We start from the raw sequence: 16,590 nt of genomic DNA on the forward strand, positions 1-16,590 counted from the left end.
TGGTTGTATCGGTGGTAATCCAATTCCCGCCGCCTGGCGCCTGAACGCCCATGGGCAATCCCGCCTCGCGGTCGTGGAGCACCTCTCGGAGGTGGGGCGTCAAGGGCGATGTCCCGCACCACGCGAATCACACACCGCTGTGTGCGCCGTCACGCCTACATCGAAATCCGGTGCGCGGGCAGAGCTGCTTCGGTCGACCGGGGGCCGCCGAGTCCGCAGACTCTTCTGGGGGAAGCATGCGGGAAGCGCTCGACATCACCGTGGGGCAACGCATCGAGCACATGAGACGCCGGCGCGGGATGTCGCGCCGGACGTTGGCCTCGCTGCTCGGGTACAGCGACGAGTGGCTGCGCCAGGTGGAGCGGCGGGGTCGGCCGGTGGACCGGGTGTCCACCGTCCTGCGCCTCGCGGACATCCTCCAGGTGCGGGACGTGCTGACGCTCATGGACACGGCGACGCGGCGCGAGCGGCGGCAGGAGGAGGGCGTCGCGACCGGCGCGATCCGGGAGGCCCTGCTGCGGCACTGGCGGCGCGGCGCCACCACGCACGACCCGGAGCCGCTGACCCGCGCGGAACTGGACGAGGCGCGCCGGCTGTGGTGCGACTCGGAGCGCCGGTACACCGTGCTGCGCGGCCGGTTGCCCGACCTGCTGGACCGGCTCGGCACGGTCGCCGACGACCGGGCGGGCCGGCTGCTCCGGGCGGAGGCGTTCCGCCTCACCTCGCGGTACCTGTTGCGCACCGGCGACGTCCACTTCGCCCAGATCGCGGCGGACGGCGCGCTCGCCGAGCTGGCCGACCAGCGCGGCGGACCCGGGTGGTTCGCCGCCGTCGGCCAACTCGCCGAGGTGCTGCTGCGCTCGGGCTCCCCCGGCGAGTCCCGGTGGCTGGTCACCGACACCACCGCGCAACTGGTCCGCGCCACGCCCGACCAGTGCACGACGTTGGTGCGGCTGCACGCCATCGGCGCCGAGGCCGCCGCCGGCGTCAAGGACTACCGCGGCGCGCAGCAGTCCCTGGAGAGCGCGCGCGAGGTCGCGGCCCGCCTCGGCGCCCCGTGGACCGTCCTGGTCGAGGTGGCCGCCACCCGGGTGGAGCTGGCCGTCGGCCGCGCGGCGCAGGCGCTGCGGCTGGCCGCCGACGTCGAGGGAATCCCCTTGCTCTGCAAGGGGATGCAGAGCGCGTGCTACCTGACGCTGGCGCGGGCGCACCTGGCCGAGGGCGACCTGATCGCCACCACGTTCGCCCTGATGCAGACCGAACGCGTGCACGGCGACGACATCCGGTTCGACGTCCAGGTCCGCCACGTCCTCGCCGAGGCGATGGGCAGCGACAGCGCGAGCGTGCGCAACGAGCTGGGGTGGCTGGCCGAACGTGCCGGGATCCTCTGACCGCCCGACCGAACACCCGACGGCGAAGTCCCCACCTGGCAAGGAGATCTGATGAACGCAGCGGCGCAGACCGCGCACGACCGGTTGTTCGTCGACGGCGACTGGGTCGCACCGGCCGGCGACGCCGTGCTGGCCGTCGTGAACCCCCACACCGAACAACGGATCGGGCAGGTGCCGGACTCGACGCCCGCCGACGTGGACCGCGCGGTCGCGGCGGCACGGGCCGCCTTCGACAGCGGGCCGTGGCGTCGGACGAGCCCGGCGGAACGGGCCGAGGTGCTCGGCGGGCTCGCCGCCGCCTTCGAGCGGGAGCGCGACACGATCGTCGGCCTCACCACCGCCGAGATGGGCTGCCCGGTGAGCCAGTCCGCCCTGATCAACGGCGTCCTGCCGACGATGCAGCTGGGCTACCACGCCGGTCTGGCCGCGGACCTCGCCGTGGAGGAGCGCCGGACGGGGCCGATGGGCACGACCGTCGTGCGGCGCGAGCCGATCGGGGTGGTCGCCGCGATCGTGCCCTGGAACGGGCCGATCTACCTGGCGCTCAACAAGATCCTGCCCGCGCTGCTGGCCGGGTGCTCGGTCGTGCTCAAGCCCGCGCCCGAGGCCTCGCTCGGCCTGCTGCACCTGACCGGGCTGATCGCCGCGAGCGGACTGCCCGCCGGGGTGTTCAACGTGGTGACCGGCGGCCGCGAGGTCGGCGAGAGCCTGGTCGCGCACCCCGGGGTGGACCGGGTGAGCTTCACCGGCTCGACGGCCGCGGGTCGGCGGATCGCCGCGCTGTGCGGTGAGCGCCTCAAGCGGGTCGGCCTCGAACTGGGCGGCAAGTCGGCGGCGATCGTGCTGGACGACGCAGACCTGGCGGCCACCGTCGAGGGCCTGAAAACCGCGTCGCTGCTCAACACCGGGCAGATCTGCGCGGCCCAGTCCCGGCTGCTGGTCTCGCACCGCCGGCACGACGAGTTCGTGGACGCGCTGGTCGACGCGGTGGGCGCGATGCGGGTCGGCGACCCCACCGACCCCGCGACCGAGGTCGGTCCGCTCGTCTCGGCCCGTCAGCGCGACCGGGTGGAGGGCTACCTCGCGCTGGGCCGCGAGGAGGGCGCGAAGACGGCGCTGGGCGGCGGCCGGGTGCCGGGCCGGGCCACCGGCTGGTACGTCGAGCCCACCGTGTTCACCGGTGTCGACAACTCGATGCGGGTGGCCAGGGAGGAGATCTTCGGCCCGGTCCTCACCGTGATCCCCTTCCGCGACGAGGAGGAGGCGGTGGCGATCGCCAACGACTCCGAGTACGGCCTGGCCGGTTCGGTGTGGACGGACGACGTCGAGCGCGGCCTGGCGCTCTCCCGCGCGGTGCGGGTGGGCAGCTACGGCGTCAACTGCTACACCTCCGACGTCACCGTGCCGTTCGGCGGGTTCAAGGCCAGCGGGCTCGGGCGGGAGGGCGGGCCCGAGGGCGTGGACGAGTACTTCGAGTTCCAGTCGGTGAAGCTGCCGTACTGACCCGGTGCCGGTCCGTCCCGCGAGGGCGTGGGACGGACCGGCCGGCACCCGCTTGGCGCTGCTCACGAACCCACCTCCCCGAACCTTCCGTCCTCGGTGGACGGTCCACTCGGCGACCGGCCCGCGGGGGACGGTCGGACGACGACGCCGAGTCCCACAATAACATAAGCAGCTTAAATAATCTAGTGATATAGGATGGCGCGGTGGAACCCGACGAGCTGGACGTAGAAGCCTTCACGACGGCCGTCGAGGCCTTCAGCCGCTACTTCATCCGCATCCCGCTGCTGGAGGTGCACTCGTTCACCACGCTGTCGGTGCTCGACACCCTCGCCAACGCCGACAAGCCGCTGCGGCTGACCGCGCTTGCCCGCACCGAGCAGGTCAGCCAACCCGGCATCACCCAGCTCGTGACCCGGCTGGAGCGCGAGGACCTGGTGCGCCGCGGCCCGGACCCGGACGACGGCCGGGTGGTGCTCGTGCACATCACCGAGGCCGGTCGCCGGATCGTGCGGGCGCGGCACGACGACCGCGCCCGGCACCTCGCGCCGGTGCTCGCCGCGCTCACCGCCGCCGAGCGCCGCGCGCTCGCGGAGGCGCTGCCCACGATCGCGCGGCTGGGCGAGGTCGGCCGGGCGGGCATGGCGGGCTGACCCGGCGGTCAGCCCTTCGCCCGCGCGGTCAGCCGCAGCGCGAGCTTCCTCGGGTGGTAGACGGTGGCCAGCATGACCGGCCGCACGTCGGCGCCGGGCTCGACCTCGACCCGCCACCGGCTCAGGATCGTGGCCAGGGCGAGCGCGCACTCGGTGCGGGCGTAGATGTCGCCGATGCACTTGCGCGCGCCCGTGCCGAACGCCACGAACGCCCGCCGCGCCAGGTTCGTCGTCCGGTCCGGCAGCCAGCGGTCCGGGTCGAAGTCGTCCTCGTGCGGGAACACGCCGGGGTAGCGCTGCACCGCGGACGGGCTGAACACCACCGTCGAGCCCGCCTTCAGCGTCCGGCCGGCCAGTTCCGTGTCGACCGCGATCCGCCGGGTGAACAACCAGGCGGGCGGGTACAGCCGCAGCGCCTCGGTGACGATCCGGTCGGTCAGCTCCAGCCGGGCCAGGTCCTCCCACTCCGGCGCCCGACCGCCCAGCACGGTGTCGATCTCCTCGTACAGCCGCTTCTCCACGTCCGGGTTGCGCGAGAGGAGGTGGAACACCCAGGTGAGCGTCGCGGCCACGGTCTCCGTGCCGGCGGCCATGATCGTGATGACCTGGTCGTGGATCTCCTGGTCGGACAAGCCCGCGCCGTCCTCCTCGCGGGAGGACATCAGGGCCGACAGCAGGTCGTGGTGGTCCTCGCCGTCACCGCGGTACTCGGTGATCAGGTTCTGCACGGTGTCGTGCAGGAAGTCCAGGTTCGCGCGGTAGCGGCGGTTGCCCGGCGTCGGCAGCCTGCGCACCACCGCCGGCAGGAACATCTGCCGGAACAGCAGGCTCAGCACCTCCTCGAACGCGTGCTCCACCCGGTGCACCAGGTCGTCCTCCACCGGCACCGAGTAGAGGGTGCGCGCCACGGTGCGCAAGGCCATGCCGAACAGCTGGGGGAAGGACTCCACCACGGCGCCGTCCCGCCACCCCGAGGTCGTCGCCTCGATCTCGGCCTGCATGGCCGGCGCGTACCGCTCCAGCTGCGAGCGCTGGAACGCCGACTGCATGAGCCGCCGCTGCCGGCGGTGGTCGAGGTGCGGGCAGGTGACCAGCCCGTTGCCCGCGATCTCCCTGGCCCGGTCGTAGAACGCGCCGCCCTTGTCGTAGACGCTGTCGTTGACCAGCACCTCGCGCAGCACGTCGGGGTGGCAGGGCACGTACGCGGAGGTCGGGCCGAGGCGGATCTCGACCAGGTCGCCGTGCTCGGAGAGCGACGACAGGAACTCCAGCGGGCGGCGCATGAGCTGCCACGCGTGCCCGACCACCGGCAGGGACCCGGGAGCCGTGCCCGCGACGAAAGTCTGAGTTGGCATCGGTACGCCACCTTCCGGAAAATGCGTGAGGGGACTAGGAACGGATACCGAGGTCTTCCAGGAACGCCTGCCGGCCGACCGAAACGGCGAACTCCGCGTCATAACGGCCGGAACTGCCGTGCCAGTCCTGCGAGCCGCGGATGACGGTGCGCAGGCCGTCGGTCCGGAACCGGTCGGTCCGGTCCCGCTCGGCCGCGTCGAGGTCGAGCGCGTCGTACAGGCCGGGCAGCACGGTTTCCAGCAGCAGGAACTGGTCCACTCGGGTGCGGACCTCGTTCTGCATGTGGGCGATGCTGCGTTCCCTGGTCCAGTCTCGTTCGCGCATCAGGATCAGCACCAGGTTGTTCGGATCGCCCACCGCGAGTTCTTTCTCCAACGACGCGATGTCGTTGAACAACACGTTGACGTCGATCGCGATCTGGAGCATCGCGGACATGACCGCGGTCTCGTAGACCCGTGCCGGCACCTCGCAGTGGCTGGTCCGCTCCGCCATGTCGACGGTCGGCAGCACCCCGATCGTCCGGCGCCGGATCGCCAGGTACCGGCGGGAGTCGACCACCTCGGCGCCGTCGCGACCGGCCGCCTCGTCGACGTACCCGGTGAGGTAGTCGCGCCAGTGCCGGGCCGCGCGGTCCCGGTAGTCGGCCGACATGCCCTCGACGGTGCGCCGCCAGACGTCGGCCAGACCGCGGGAAATCAGTGGTGCGGAAGGGTCTTCCGGTCCGTCGAACACCGCGGTGACGGCGGCGACGAGCCGGGCGGCCTCGACCGGGTCCTTGCCCGCCGGGCCGTCGAACAGGTCGTCGTAGAGGAAGAACCAGCTCATCAGGTCGACGCCGAGGTCGAGGTCCGGCCCGGTCGCGGCCGGGTAGAAGTAGGTCGCCAGGTCCGCGTAGTTGCCCTTGGCGTGCCGGCGCGCGGCCTCGTCCGTGGTGATCATGTCGAGCGCCCGCGGCCAGGCGAGGTGGTCGGCGACGGCGCGGTCCGCGTCCGGGCTCCGGCGCGCCGGGAACGGGATGTGGAATTCGATGTCCTGCGGCACGTGCGGTCTCCAGATCTCCCGAGGTGGAAATTTCGGAATTTTCGGCGAGTGCAGTCGTGTGCCGAAACGGCGAAGTCGCGAAAGGCCGCGAACGGAACCGAGTGTAGTGACGGTTTTTCCGCGACCGCAGTATGACCCAACTCACAGCCGGCGCTTTCGGCCGATTCGGCGGCAACGCCACCCGAATGCCCTGCCGAAAATGCGGTGTGGCCCAGGGAAGAGTGCATCAACGCGCCTCCACCGCTGGGGCGTTCGGCCTACCAAATTCGGCCCGGGCCGGTACGGGCAACTGGAGTTGGGTCGTCGGCGCGGGTCCGCTGCTAGCGTCGGCGACACCCATTTCGAATTGCGGACCGATCGCCGTTGCGTCTACCCAGTGGAGAAGTGTGTGAACACGCCATTGCTGCGCGAGCGTGATACGCCGGCCGTCCTCGACGACGCCCGGTCCCGGATCAAGCCGGTCCTCCGCGGCGCGGTCGACTCCCTTCCGCCCACCATGCGACTGGTCACCGACTACCACTTCGGGTGGCGGGACCGGGACGGCCTGCCGGTGCCCGGCGACCCGTGGTCCGGCAAGGCGATGCGGCCCGCGCTGGTGCTGCTCGCGGCCGCCGCGGTGACCGACCCGGCGCTGGAGCCCCGGACCGACGGCGCCGTGCTGCGCGCCGCCGTCGCCGTCGAACTGGTGCACAACTTCTCGCTGGTGCATGACGACGTCATGGACAACGACGCGCTGCGCCGGCACCGCGAGACGGTGTGGAAGGTGTTCGGCGTGCCCGCCGCGATCCTCGCCGGTGACGCGCTGCTCGCGCTGGCCAACCAGGTGCTGACCGACGACGCCACGGCGGTCGCGCCGGCCGCCGTCACGATGCTCAACGAGGCCGTGCAGGAGCTGATCGAGGGCCAGTCGCTGGACGTGTCCTTCGAGGTGCGCGGCGAGGTCGCGCTGGAGGAGTGCGCCGCGATGGCGGACAAGAAGACCGCCGCCCTGATGGCCTGCGCGTGCGGGCTCGGCGCGCTGCTGGCGGGCGGCAGCCCCGAGCAGGTCCGGCTGCTGCGGCAGTTCGGCACCCACCTGGGTCTGGCCTTCCAGCTGGCCGACGACCTGCTGGGCCTGCGCGGCGACCCGCGGCGCACCGGCAAACCGGCGAACAACGACCTGTGGACGCGCAAGAAGAGCCTGCCCGTGGTGGCGGCGCTGACCAGCGACACCGACGCCGGTCGCGAGCTGGCCGCGCTGTACGCCCGGACCGAGCCGTGGGAGCACGCCGACGTCGAGCGCGCGCTGGTGCTCGTGGAGGAGGCGGGCGGGGTGGCGTGGGCCCGGGACGAGGCCGCCCGCCGCGTCGAGCAGGCGCTGGCGGGCCTGCGCGAGGCGGGCGCCCGGCCGGACGCCGCCGCCGACCTGGCCGGGTTGCTCCGGCTCTCGGCCAGGCGCGACCACTGATGACACCCACGGTTCGCGCGGAGGCGACGGTGACCCCACCCCGAGTGCTCCCGGACCCGGCGGTCGCGACCGCCTCGTCCGGTGTCGGAAGTGCCCACGCGAAGGCGATCCTGCTCGGCGAGCACGCCGTCCTGTACGGCTCGCCCGCGCTCGCGCTGCCCGTGCCGGGGCTGACCGCGACGGCGCGCGCCACCCGGTCCGCCGACCCCGGCGACGTGACGTTCCTGGTGACCGGACCGGCCGGACCCGCGCCCTACCCCGGCGACGGCCTGCGGCAGGCGGCGGCCGCGCTCGGCGGCGTCGACGGCGGGCGCACCCGGGTGCTGATCGACTCGGCGATCCCGGTCGGTCGGGGCCTGGGCTCGAGCGCGGCCTGCGCGCGGGCCGCCGTGCTCGCCCTGGCCGACCTGCTGGGTCGCGAGGTGACCCCCGCGCGGGTGTACGACCTGGTGCAGACCGCCGAGCACGTCGCGCACGGCCGGGCGAGCGGGATCGACGCGGCCGCCACCGGCTCACCGGTCCCGATCGTCTTCCACGACGGCGTCGCGCGACCCGCCGACATCGGGTTCCGCGGCGTGTTCGTCATCGCGGACAGCGGCACGGAAGGCCGCACCAAGGCTGCGGTCGACCTGGTGCGCGCCGGTTTCGAGCGCCGGCCGGGCGCCCGCGAGGCGTTCGTGGCCGCGGTGTCCGAGCTGACCCGCGACGCCGTGCGGGACCTCGCCTCCGGTGACGCGGCGGGCCTCGGCGCGCGGCTGACCCGGTGCCACGGGCTGCTGCGCGACCTCGGCCTGAGCACCGAGCCGATCGACGGGATGGTCGAGGCGGCGCTCGACGCGGGCGGGCTCGGCGCGAAGCTCAGCGGCGGCGGGCTCGGCGGGTGCCTGGTCGCGCTGACCGACGAGCCGGACCGGGCGCACGAGCTGGCCACCGCCCTGCTGGCGGCGGGCGCGGTGCGCACCTGGGCGGTGCCGGTGTCGGGAGGTGCGGGCGATGGCCGCTGACCTGGCCGCGACCGCGGTCGCGCACGCCAACATCGCGCTGGTCAAGTACTGGGGCAAGCGGGACGCGGAGCTCGTGCTGCCGTGGACCGGGAGCCTGTCGATGACCCTGGACGTGTTCTCCACGACGACCACCGTCGACCTCTCCTCCCCCGCCGACGAGGACCTGGTGACGCTGGACGACGTGGCGGTGACCGGCGAGCCGCGCCGCCGCGTCGTCGCGTTCCTCGACCTGGTCCGCGAGCGCGCGGGCCGAACCGGGAAAGCCGTGGTGCGGAGCCGGAACACGGTGCCCACCGGCGCCGGGCTCGCCTCGTCCTCGAGCGGGTTCGCCGCGCTCGCGCTGGCCGCGTCCACCGCCTACGGCCTCGACCTGGACGCGACCGCGCTGTCCCGGCTGGCCAGGCGCGGCTCCGGGTCGGCGTCGCGGTCGGTCTTCGGCGGGTTCGCGCTGTGGCACGCGGGTCACGACGACGCGAGTTCCCACGCCGAGCCGCTGCCCTCGACCGGGTTCGCGCCGGCCATGGTGATCGCGATGGTCGACACCGGCCACAAGACCGTCTCCAGCCGGGAGGCCATGCGCCGCACGGTGGAGACCTCGCCGCTCTACCGGCCCTGGGTCGACTCGGCGGCGGCCGATCTCGAGGAGATGCGGGCCGCCGTGTCCCGCGGCGACCTCGAGGCCGTGGGCGAGATCGCCGAGCGCAACGCGCTGGGCATGCACGCCACGATGCTCGCCGCGCGCCCGGCCGTGCGGTACCTGTCGCCCGCGACCGTCGCCGTGCTCGACGCCGTGCTGGAACTGCGGCGCGCGGGCGTGGCGGCGTACGCGACCATGGACGCCGGCCCCAACGTCAAGATCCTCTGCGCGCCCGCCGACGCGGAGCGGGTCGCCGAGGCCGTCGCGCCGCACGGCACGACGGTGGTGGCGGGCATCGGACCCGCGGCCCGACTGGTGGCGGACCGGTGACGCCGCCGGTCGTCCGGCGCGCGCCGGGGAAGCTGTTCGTCGCCGGCGAGTACGCCGTGCTGCACCCCGGGTCGCCCGCGATCCTGGTCGCGGTCGACCGGGGGATCACCGTCACCGCGACACCGGCCGCCGAGGACGTGGTGATCGCCTCGGACCTCGCGGCGGGCGAGGTGCGGCTGTCCCGCGACGGCGCGGGTCTGGCCGCGGGCGACGGACCGCCGCCGGTGGTGTCCGCGATCGAGGCGGTGGACGCGCTGCTGACCGAGTGGGGCCTGCCGCTGCCCCGGATCCGCCTGGAGATCGCCAGCGACCTGCACGAGGACGGCGTCAAGTTCGGCCTCGGGTCGAGCGGCGCGGTGACGGTGGCGACGATCGAGGCCGTGCTCGCGCACTGCGGGGTCACCCTGCCGGTCGCCGAGCGGTTCCGGTTGGCGCTGCTCGCGACGGCGAGGCTCGACCCCCGCGCCTCGGGCGGCGACCTCGCGGCGAGCACCTGGGGCGGGTGGATCTCCTACCGGGCGCCGGACCGGACCGCGGTCCTGTCGCTGGCCCGCCGGGTCGGGGTCGGCGAGGCGCTGCGCGCGCCGTGGCCGGGGTTCGAGGTGCGCCCGCTGCCCGCGCCGCGCGGGCTCGCGCTCGAGGTCGGCTGGACCCGCCGGCCCGCGTCCACCGCGCGCCTGGTCGCGGGCGACGCCGTGCGCAACTGGCGGGCGGGCCCGGCGTACCGGGAGTTCGTCCGGCGCAGCGGCGAATGCGTCACGGCGGCGGTGGAGGCGTTGGAACGCGGGGACGACCCGGCCCTGCTGGCGGAGATCCGCGGGGCCCGCCGACTGCTCGCGGAGGCCGACGACACGGCCGGCCTCGGGATCTTCACCGACGGGCTGACCGCGCTCTGCGACGCGGCGGAGGCCGTCGGCGGCGCGGGCAAACCCTCGGGCGCGGGCGGCGGCGACTGCGGCATCGCCCTTGTCGAACCCGCCGCGACCACCGTCGACCGGCTGCGCGAACACTGGCGCGCGGCGGGGATCTCCCCGCTGCCCGTCCGCATCCCGGCACCCGAGAGGACCACCACCGTGATCTCCGACCGCAAGGACGACCACGTCCGGCTCGCCCTGGAGCACCACCGCCCCCACGACCGCAACGAGTTCGACGACATCGCGTTCGTGCACCACGCGCTCGGCGGCGTCGACCGGGCGGACGTCTCGCTCGACACCCGGTTCGCCGACCTGCACTGGCGGGTTCCGCTCTACATCAACGCGATGACCGGCGGCAGCGCCAAAACCGGTGACATCAACCGGGACCTGGCCATCGCCGCCCGGGAAACCGGCGTGCCGATCGCGAGCGGCTCGATGAGCGCCTACTTCAAGGACCCGGCCACCGCGGGCACGTTCGCCGTGCTGCGCGAGCAGAACCCGGACGGGTTCGTGATGGCCAACGTCAACGCCAACGCGACCGTCGAGCAGGCCAAGCGCGCGGTCGACCTGCTGCGGGCCGACGCGCTCCAGATCCACCTGAACGCGGTCCAGGAGACCGTGATGCCCGAGGGCGACCGGTCGTTCTCGGCGTGGGCGCCGCGGATCGAGGAGATCGCCGCGGGCCTCGACGTGCCGGTGATCGTCAAGGAGGTCGGCTTCGGGCTGAGCCGGGACACCGTCGTGACGCTGGTGAAGCTCGGCGTGCGGGTGGCCGACGTCGGCGGTCGCGGCGGCACGGACTTCGCCCGCATCGAGAACAGCAGGCGGGAGCACCGCGAGTACGCCTACCTCGACGGCTGGGGCCAGTCCGCGCCCGCGTGCCTGCTCGACGCGCGCGACGTCGGGTTGCCGCTGCTCGCGTCCGGCGGCGTGCGGCACCCGCTCGACGTGGTGCGCGGGCTGGCCCTGGGCGCGAGCGCGGTCGGCGCGTCCGGCACGTTCCTCAAGACGGTGCTCGACGGCGGCCCGGACGCGTTGATCGCGCGGATCTCCGGGTGGCTCGACCAGATCGCGGCGCTGATGACCGCCCTCGGCGCGCGGACGCCCGCCGAGCTCGCCGGGTGCGACGTGCTGATCCGCGGCGCGCTGCGCGAGTTCTGCGCGGACCGGGGCGTCGACCTCCGCGGGTCCGCCACCCGCACCCGTGCCACCGCACCCGAACAGGAGACCCTCCATGACCGATGAGTACGCGATCGCCGGCGTCCCGATGCGGTGGGTGGGCCCGCTGCGCATCACCGGCAACGTCGCGAACACCGAGACGGAGGTGCCGCTCGCCACCTACGAGTCGCCGCTGTGGCCCTCGGTGCGGCGCGGCGCGCGGATCTCCATGCTGGCGCCCGACGGCATCGTCGCGACCCTGGTGGACGAGCGGATGACCCGGTCGGTGCTGGTGGAGGCGCTCGACGCGGCGACCGCGCACGCCACCGCGCGGCAGGTCGACGCCCGGTTCGCGCAGTTGCGCGACATCGTGCGGGCGAACAGCCGGTTCGCCGACCTGGTCGCGATCCGCCACGAGATCACCGCCAACCTGCTGTTCCTGCGGTTCGAGTTCACCACCGGCGACGCCTCGGGCCACAACATGGCGACGCTGGCGTCCGACCTGCTGCTGACCCACATCCTGGAAACCCTGCCGGGCATCTCCTACGGCTCGATCTCGGCGAACTACTGCACCGACAAGAAGGCCACCGCGATCAACGGCATCCTCGGCCGGGGCAAGAACGTGATCACCGAGCTGGTCGTGCCGCGCGACGTCGTGCGCGACCGGCTGCACACGACCGCCGGCCGGATCGCCCAGCTGAACGTGCGCAAGAACCTCATCGGCACCCTGCTCGCGGGCGGCATCCGCTCGGCGAACGCGCACTACGCGAACATGCTGCTCGGGTTCTACCTGGCGACCGGCCAGGACGCGGCCAACATCGTGGAGGGCTCGCAGGGCGTGACCGTCGCGGAGGACCGGGACGGCGACCTCTACTTCTCCTGCACCATCCCGAACCTGATCGTCGGGACGGTGGGCAACGGCAAGGGTCTCCCGTTCGTGGAGACCAACCTGACCCGCCTGGGCTGCCGGGCCGAGCGGGAACCCGGCGCGAACGCGCGCCGGCTGGCCGTGATCGCCGCCGCGACCGTGCTGTGCGGCGAACTCTCGCTCCTGGCCGCGCAGACCAACCCCGGCGAGCTGATGCGCGCGCACCTGCACCTGGAGCGCCCCGTCGAGAAGATCGGACAAGAGACGTGAGCACCGGATTGGCGGTCGGGATCCACGACCTGTCGTTCGCCACGACGGAGTTCGTGCTGCCGCACCTGGAACTGGCCGGGCACACCGGCGCCGACCCCGCCAAGTACCACGTGGGGCTCGGCCAGCGGTCGATGAGCATCGCCGCCGCGGACGAGGACATCGTGACCATGGCGGCGTCGGCCGCCGCGCCGCTGGTCGCCCGCTGGGGCGCCGACCGGATCCGCACGGTGGTGCTGGCCACCGAGACCTCGATCGACCAGTCGAAGGCCGCGGGCGTCTACGTCCACTCGCTGCTGGGCCTGTCCCCCGCGGCCCGGGTGGTCGAGCTGAAGCAGGCCTGCTACTCGGCGACGGCGGCGGTGCAGTTCGCCCTCGGGCTGGTCCACCGCAACCCGGGCCAGCTCGTCCTGGTGATCGCCACCGACGTGTCCCGGTACGACCCGGACAGCCCGGGCGAGGCCACCCAGGGCGCCGCCGCGGTCGCGATGCTCGTCGGCGCGGACCCCGTGCTGCTGCGGGTCGAGGAGCCGTCCGGACTGTCCACTGTGGACGTCATGGACTTCTGGCGCCCCAACTACCGCAGCACGGCCCTGGTCGCCGGTCGGGAGTCGGTCACGGCCTACCTCCAGGCGCTCGAGGGCGTGTGGAAGGACTACACCGAGCAGGGCGGCCGTCCGCTGGGCGACTTCCGCGCGTTCTGCTACCACCAGCCGTTCACCAAGATGGCGCACAAGGCGCACCGGCACCTGCTGGGCTTCACCGGGAACGTCGTCGACGAGGACCGGATCGCGGCGATGCTCGCCCTGACCACCGCGTACAACGAGGTCGTCGGCAACTCCTACACCGCGTCGGTGTACCTGGCGCTCGCGTCGCTGCTCGACCACGCGGACGACCTGGACGGCGAGGCGATCGCGATCGCCAGCTACGGCTCGGGCAGCGTGGCCGAGTTCTTCGGCGTGACCGCGGTGCCCGGCTACCGGGAGCACCTGCGCACCGAGGAGCACCGCCGGGCGGTGGAACGGCGGCGGCCGATCGACTTCGCCGCGTACCGCGAACTCCAGGCCCACGCGCTTCCCGTCGACGGCGGGCACCACCCGCTGCCGCGCCAGACCACCGGCGACTACCGCCTCGCGGCCCTGTCCGGGCACAAGCGCGTCTACGAACGCCGCTGAACCCCCGTCCGCCTCACCGACGAGGCCACCCACCCCCAGAAAGGCCGCTCATGCGCCGACCCATCGGTGTCGTCGGGACCGGGAGCCACCTGCCGCCCACCGCGGTGGGCAACCACGAGATCGGCGCGGCGGCCGGTGTCACCGACGAGTGGATCACCCGGAAGACCGGAATCCGGTCCCGCCGCCGCGCGGCGCCGCACGAGGCGACGTCGGACCTGGCGGCGCAGGCCGCGCGGGCCGCCCTGGCCCAGGCCGGCATCGAGCCCGACCGGCTGTCCTACGTCGTGGTGGCGACCTCGACACCGGACCACCCGCAACCCGCGACGGCCGGGATCGTGCAACACCTGATCGGCGCGACGAACGCGGCGGCGTTCGACGTGAACTCGGTGTGCAGCGGCTTCGTCTTCGCCCTCACGGTCGCGAGCGGGCTGCTCCGGGACCGGCCCGACCGGCACGCGCTGGTGATCGGCGCGGACATCTACTCCCGCATCCTGGACTACTCGGACCGCCGCACGGCGATCCTGTTCGGCGACGGCGCGGGCGCGGTGGTGCTCGGTCCGGTCCCGGAGGGCCAGGGCCTGCTGGACACGCGCCTCACCACCCGCGGCGACCAGCACGAGCTGATCGGCGTGCCCGCCGGCGGCAGCCGACTCCCGACCTCCGCGGCCACCCTGGCCGAGGGGAGCCACCACTTCCGGATGGACGGCCGCGGCGTCCGCCGGTTCGTGGAGGACAGCCTCGCCCGGGAGGTCGACGCGTTGCTGCACAGCGCGTCGGTGCGCCCGGAGGACATCCGCCACTTCGTGCCGCACCAGGCGAACGGCGTGCTGCTGGGCGAGGTCTGGCCCACCCTGGGCCTGCCGAACGCGACGTGCCACCTGACCGTCGAACACCACGGCAACACCGGCGCCGCCTCGATACCCATCACCCTGGACCTGGCCAACCGCGAGGGCCTCCTGGCCGAACACGACCTGGTCCTCCTGTGCGGTTTCGGCGGCGGCATGTCGGTCGGCTCGTCCCTGCTCTCCTGGACCCCGACCCACACCACCCACCCACCCGAACCGGCCCTCGCCGCGAGCAGCCGGACCACACCGTGACCGCCGCGACGGACCGCCCGCGAAGGCCATCCGGGGTTGGCCGCACCAGTGCCTGATCGGAATACCCGGAGTCGGCCATGCCTGCGTCTGCACCCCGACGTCGGTCGGCAAGGGGGAGACGGCACGCGCGGCTCAACGGGGTGACGCCGCGTCCTCGGCGACGGTGGTGCAGGCGGGGCGCGACGCGACGGTCACCGTCGAGGTCCACCACGGGCCGGCGGTACCGCGGGTCACCACCGCCGCGCCGCGCTGGTTCTGCGGCGGGGCCGTACAGTCGGGCGTCGTGATCGTCGCGGGCGGCGGAGCCGCGGCGCGGCCGGTACCCGTGCGGACGGGCGCGAGGCGCGACCGCCCAACAGGCGTTCCTCGTCACGTCGGCGTTCAACGAGAAGCGCCGGGTCGCCGACCTGGTGCTGAAGGTGCCCGACCGCGAACACGCCGCCGCCGCGCACACCCACGACCTCCGCAGGATCCTGACCACCCGGAACGGCTACGTGGGCGGGTTCGTCTCCCCGACCGAACCGCACCGGTTGCGCCCACACCTGGTCGAGTTCTGCTCCGAGTCGGCGTTGCCGGTGGTGTTCACCGACTGCGTCGGCTACCTCGGCTCGGCCGTGTTCCGCACCGGCGACGACATGGCGCTGGGCGTGGTCGACGCGCTCCGGGAAGCCCCCTCGCCCGTCAGCGAGCACCGTCGTCCTCGGCGTGGACGGGACACCCGAGGTCAGGAACCTGATCACGGCCGGCACCCGCTAGCCGAAAACCCACCGGCGGTAGGCGTCCAGGTCGACGTTGCCGCCGCACACGATCGTCACGACGTGGCGGTCGGCGAAGCGCTGCGGGTCCTCCAGCACGGCGGCCACGCCCAGGGCCGCCGAGGGTTCGACCACCAGCCCGGTGTGCTCCAGGAGCAGCCGGACGCCCTCCACGATCGAGGACTCGCGGACCAGGACCGCGTCGTCGGCCACGACCAGGAGATCGTTCAGCACCTCCGGGATGGGGTGGCGGCCGGCGACGCCGTCCGCGATGGTGTCGGTCGGCCCGGTGGTGACCACCCGGCGCTCGTGCCACGAGCGGGTCATCGCGGGCGCGCCCGCCGGTTGCACGCAGACCACCTCGACCGACGGCGTCGACGCCTTCAGCACCCCGCCCACCCCGGTCGCCATCGCGCCGCCGCCCAACGCGATCAGCACGGTGTCGAACGACGACCCGGAGTCCACCAGTTCGAGGCCGATCGTCCCCCGCGCCCTCCACCGTCTCCAGGTCCAGGCTGTCCTCGACCAGCCGGATCCCGCGCCGCGCCGCCAGGTCCGCCGCCCGCTCCCGCGCCACCTCGATGTCGCCGTCCACCAACTCCAACTCCACGCCCAGCGCCCGGATCCGGTCGAGTTTGACCGCCGGCGCCCACCGCGAGGCCACCACGGTCACCGCGACACCGCGCCGCCTGCCCGACCACCCCAGCGCCTGCCCGAGGTTGCCCGCGCTCGCGCACACCACGGCGGCACCGGCCGACCCGGCCACCACCACCTCGGTGCCGCGGGCCTTGAAGCTGCGCACCGGGTTCGCCGTCTCCAGCTTCACGCTCACCGCGCACCCGAGCCGACGTCCCAACGCCTCGCACCGGTACAGCGGCGTGTCGAGGAACACCGGGTCGACCACCCGCCGAGCCGCCCGGATCCGATCGAGGTCGAGCCGAGTCCCGAACATGCCGGGCACCGTACCCGCCGCCGGGAAAACCGAAGCCCCCTCGAC

Annotated in this window: 13 protein-coding genes and 1 pseudogene; 10 read left to right on the forward strand and 4 right to left on the reverse strand. The window is 73.5% G+C overall.

Annotation, left to right across the window (positions count from 1 at the left end; genetic code table 11):
* Positions 1-236 precede the first annotated feature (236 nt).
* From AB0G50_RS08625 to AB0G50_RS08635, 3 genes are all read left to right on the forward strand, one after another.
* Positions 237-1,391: a helix-turn-helix domain-containing protein gene (locus AB0G50_RS08625; RefSeq protein ID WP_360103854.1), complete on the forward strand. Its 1,155-nt coding sequence runs from the start codon at positions 237-239 to the stop codon at positions 1,389-1,391.
* Positions 1,392-1,442: 51 nt separating this feature from the next.
* Positions 1,443-2,894 (forward strand): aldehyde dehydrogenase, encoded by a 1,452-nt coding sequence (locus tag AB0G50_RS08630; RefSeq protein WP_360103857.1) that lies wholly within the window; start codon positions 1,443-1,445, stop codon positions 2,892-2,894.
* A 203-nt stretch (positions 2,895-3,097) separates the two neighbouring features.
* On the forward strand, positions 3,098-3,544 hold the full coding sequence (locus AB0G50_RS08635) for a MarR family transcriptional regulator (RefSeq protein WP_360103860.1): 447 nt from the start codon (positions 3,098-3,100) through the stop codon (positions 3,542-3,544).
* Between the two features lie 8 nt (positions 3,545-3,552).
* Here AB0G50_RS08635 and ptlI read toward each other — a convergent pair whose 3' ends face one another.
* Together ptlI and AB0G50_RS08645 are read right to left on the reverse strand one after the other, a co-directional pair.
* The gene (gene ptlI / locus AB0G50_RS08640; RefSeq protein ID WP_360103863.1) at positions 3,553-4,899 is read right to left on the reverse strand and encodes a pentalenene oxygenase; all 1,347 of its coding nucleotides are present in this window, start codon (positions 4,897-4,899) and stop codon (positions 3,553-3,555) included.
* 34 nt (positions 4,900-4,933) lie between these two features.
* On the reverse strand, positions 4,934-5,941 hold the full coding sequence (locus AB0G50_RS08645; RefSeq protein WP_360103866.1) for a hypothetical protein: 1,008 nt from the start codon (positions 5,939-5,941) through the stop codon (positions 4,934-4,936).
* A 388-nt stretch (positions 5,942-6,329) separates the two neighbouring features.
* Here AB0G50_RS08645 and AB0G50_RS08650 point away from each other — a divergent pair, with 388 nt between their 5' ends.
* The 7 genes from AB0G50_RS08650 to AB0G50_RS08680 are packed head-to-tail and all read left to right on the forward strand — an operon-like array spanning position 6,330 to position 14,838.
* Positions 6,330-7,388: a polyprenyl synthetase family protein gene (locus AB0G50_RS08650; protein WP_360103869.1), complete on the forward strand. Its 1,059-nt coding sequence runs from the start codon at positions 6,330-6,332 to the stop codon at positions 7,386-7,388.
* Between the two features lie 29 nt (positions 7,389-7,417).
* The gene (gene mvk, locus AB0G50_RS08655) at positions 7,418-8,392 is read left to right on the forward strand and encodes a mevalonate kinase (protein WP_360103872.1); all 975 of its coding nucleotides are present in this window, start codon (positions 7,418-7,420) and stop codon (positions 8,390-8,392) included.
* A complete protein-coding gene (gene mvaD / locus AB0G50_RS08660; RefSeq protein WP_360103875.1) occupies positions 8,382-9,359 on the forward strand; it encodes a diphosphomevalonate decarboxylase in 978 nt (325 codons plus the stop codon). Before mvk ends, mvaD begins: the two co-directional genes overlap by 11 nt.
* A complete protein-coding gene (locus AB0G50_RS08665) occupies positions 9,356-11,518 on the forward strand; it encodes a phosphomevalonate kinase (RefSeq protein ID WP_360103878.1) in 2,163 nt (720 codons plus the stop codon). Before mvaD ends, AB0G50_RS08665 begins: the two co-directional genes overlap by 4 nt.
* On the forward strand, positions 11,508-12,569 hold the full coding sequence (locus AB0G50_RS08670; protein WP_360103881.1) for a hypothetical protein: 1,062 nt from the start codon (positions 11,508-11,510) through the stop codon (positions 12,567-12,569). Before AB0G50_RS08665 ends, AB0G50_RS08670 begins: the two co-directional genes overlap by 11 nt.
* Entirely contained in the window at positions 12,566-13,741 is a 1,176-nt protein-coding gene (locus tag AB0G50_RS08675) for a hydroxymethylglutaryl-CoA synthase (RefSeq protein WP_360103883.1), read from the forward strand. The genes AB0G50_RS08670 and AB0G50_RS08675 overlap by 4 nt, the downstream gene beginning before the upstream one ends.
* Before the next feature lie 50 nt (positions 13,742-13,791).
* On the forward strand, positions 13,792-14,838 hold the full coding sequence (locus AB0G50_RS08680; protein ID WP_360103886.1) for a ketoacyl-ACP synthase III: 1,047 nt from the start codon (positions 13,792-13,794) through the stop codon (positions 14,836-14,838).
* Positions 14,839-15,590: 752 nt separating this feature from the next.
* Here AB0G50_RS08680 and AB0G50_RS08685 read toward each other — a convergent pair.
* Positions 15,591-16,058, reverse strand: a complete 468-nt coding sequence (locus AB0G50_RS08685) for a pyridoxal-phosphate dependent enzyme (RefSeq protein WP_360103889.1) — start codon at positions 16,056-16,058, stop codon at positions 15,591-15,593.
* An 85-nt stretch (positions 16,059-16,143) separates the two neighbouring features.
* Positions 16,144-16,545 (reverse strand): annotated as a pseudogene (locus AB0G50_RS08690) (PLP-dependent lyase/thiolase); the annotation flags it as partial.
* Between the last annotated feature and the right edge of the window lie 45 nt (positions 16,546-16,590).

Source organism: Actinosynnema sp. NPDC020468 (assembly GCF_040642015.1).
Classification (GTDB): Bacteria; Actinomycetota; Actinomycetes; order Mycobacteriales; family Pseudonocardiaceae; genus Actinosynnema.

Coding starts and splice junctions, on each gene's coding strand:
- AB0G50_RS08625 (WP_360103854.1), top strand. CDS start 237: ATGCGGGAAGCGCTCGACATCACCGTGGGGCAACGCATCGAGCACATG.
- AB0G50_RS08630 (WP_360103857.1), top strand. CDS start 1,443: ATGAACGCAGCGGCGCAGACCGCGCACGACCGGTTGTTCGTCGACGGC.
- ptlI (WP_360103863.1), bottom strand. CDS start 4,899: ATGCCAACTCAGACTTTCGTCGCGGGCACGGCTCCCGGGTCCCTGCCG.
- mvaD (WP_360103875.1), top strand. CDS start 8,382: ATGGCCGCTGACCTGGCCGCGACCGCGGTCGCGCACGCCAACATCGCG.
- AB0G50_RS08670 (WP_360103881.1), top strand. CDS start 11,508: ATGACCGATGAGTACGCGATCGCCGGCGTCCCGATGCGGTGGGTGGGC.
- AB0G50_RS08680 (WP_360103886.1), top strand. CDS start 13,792: ATGCGCCGACCCATCGGTGTCGTCGGGACCGGGAGCCACCTGCCGCCC.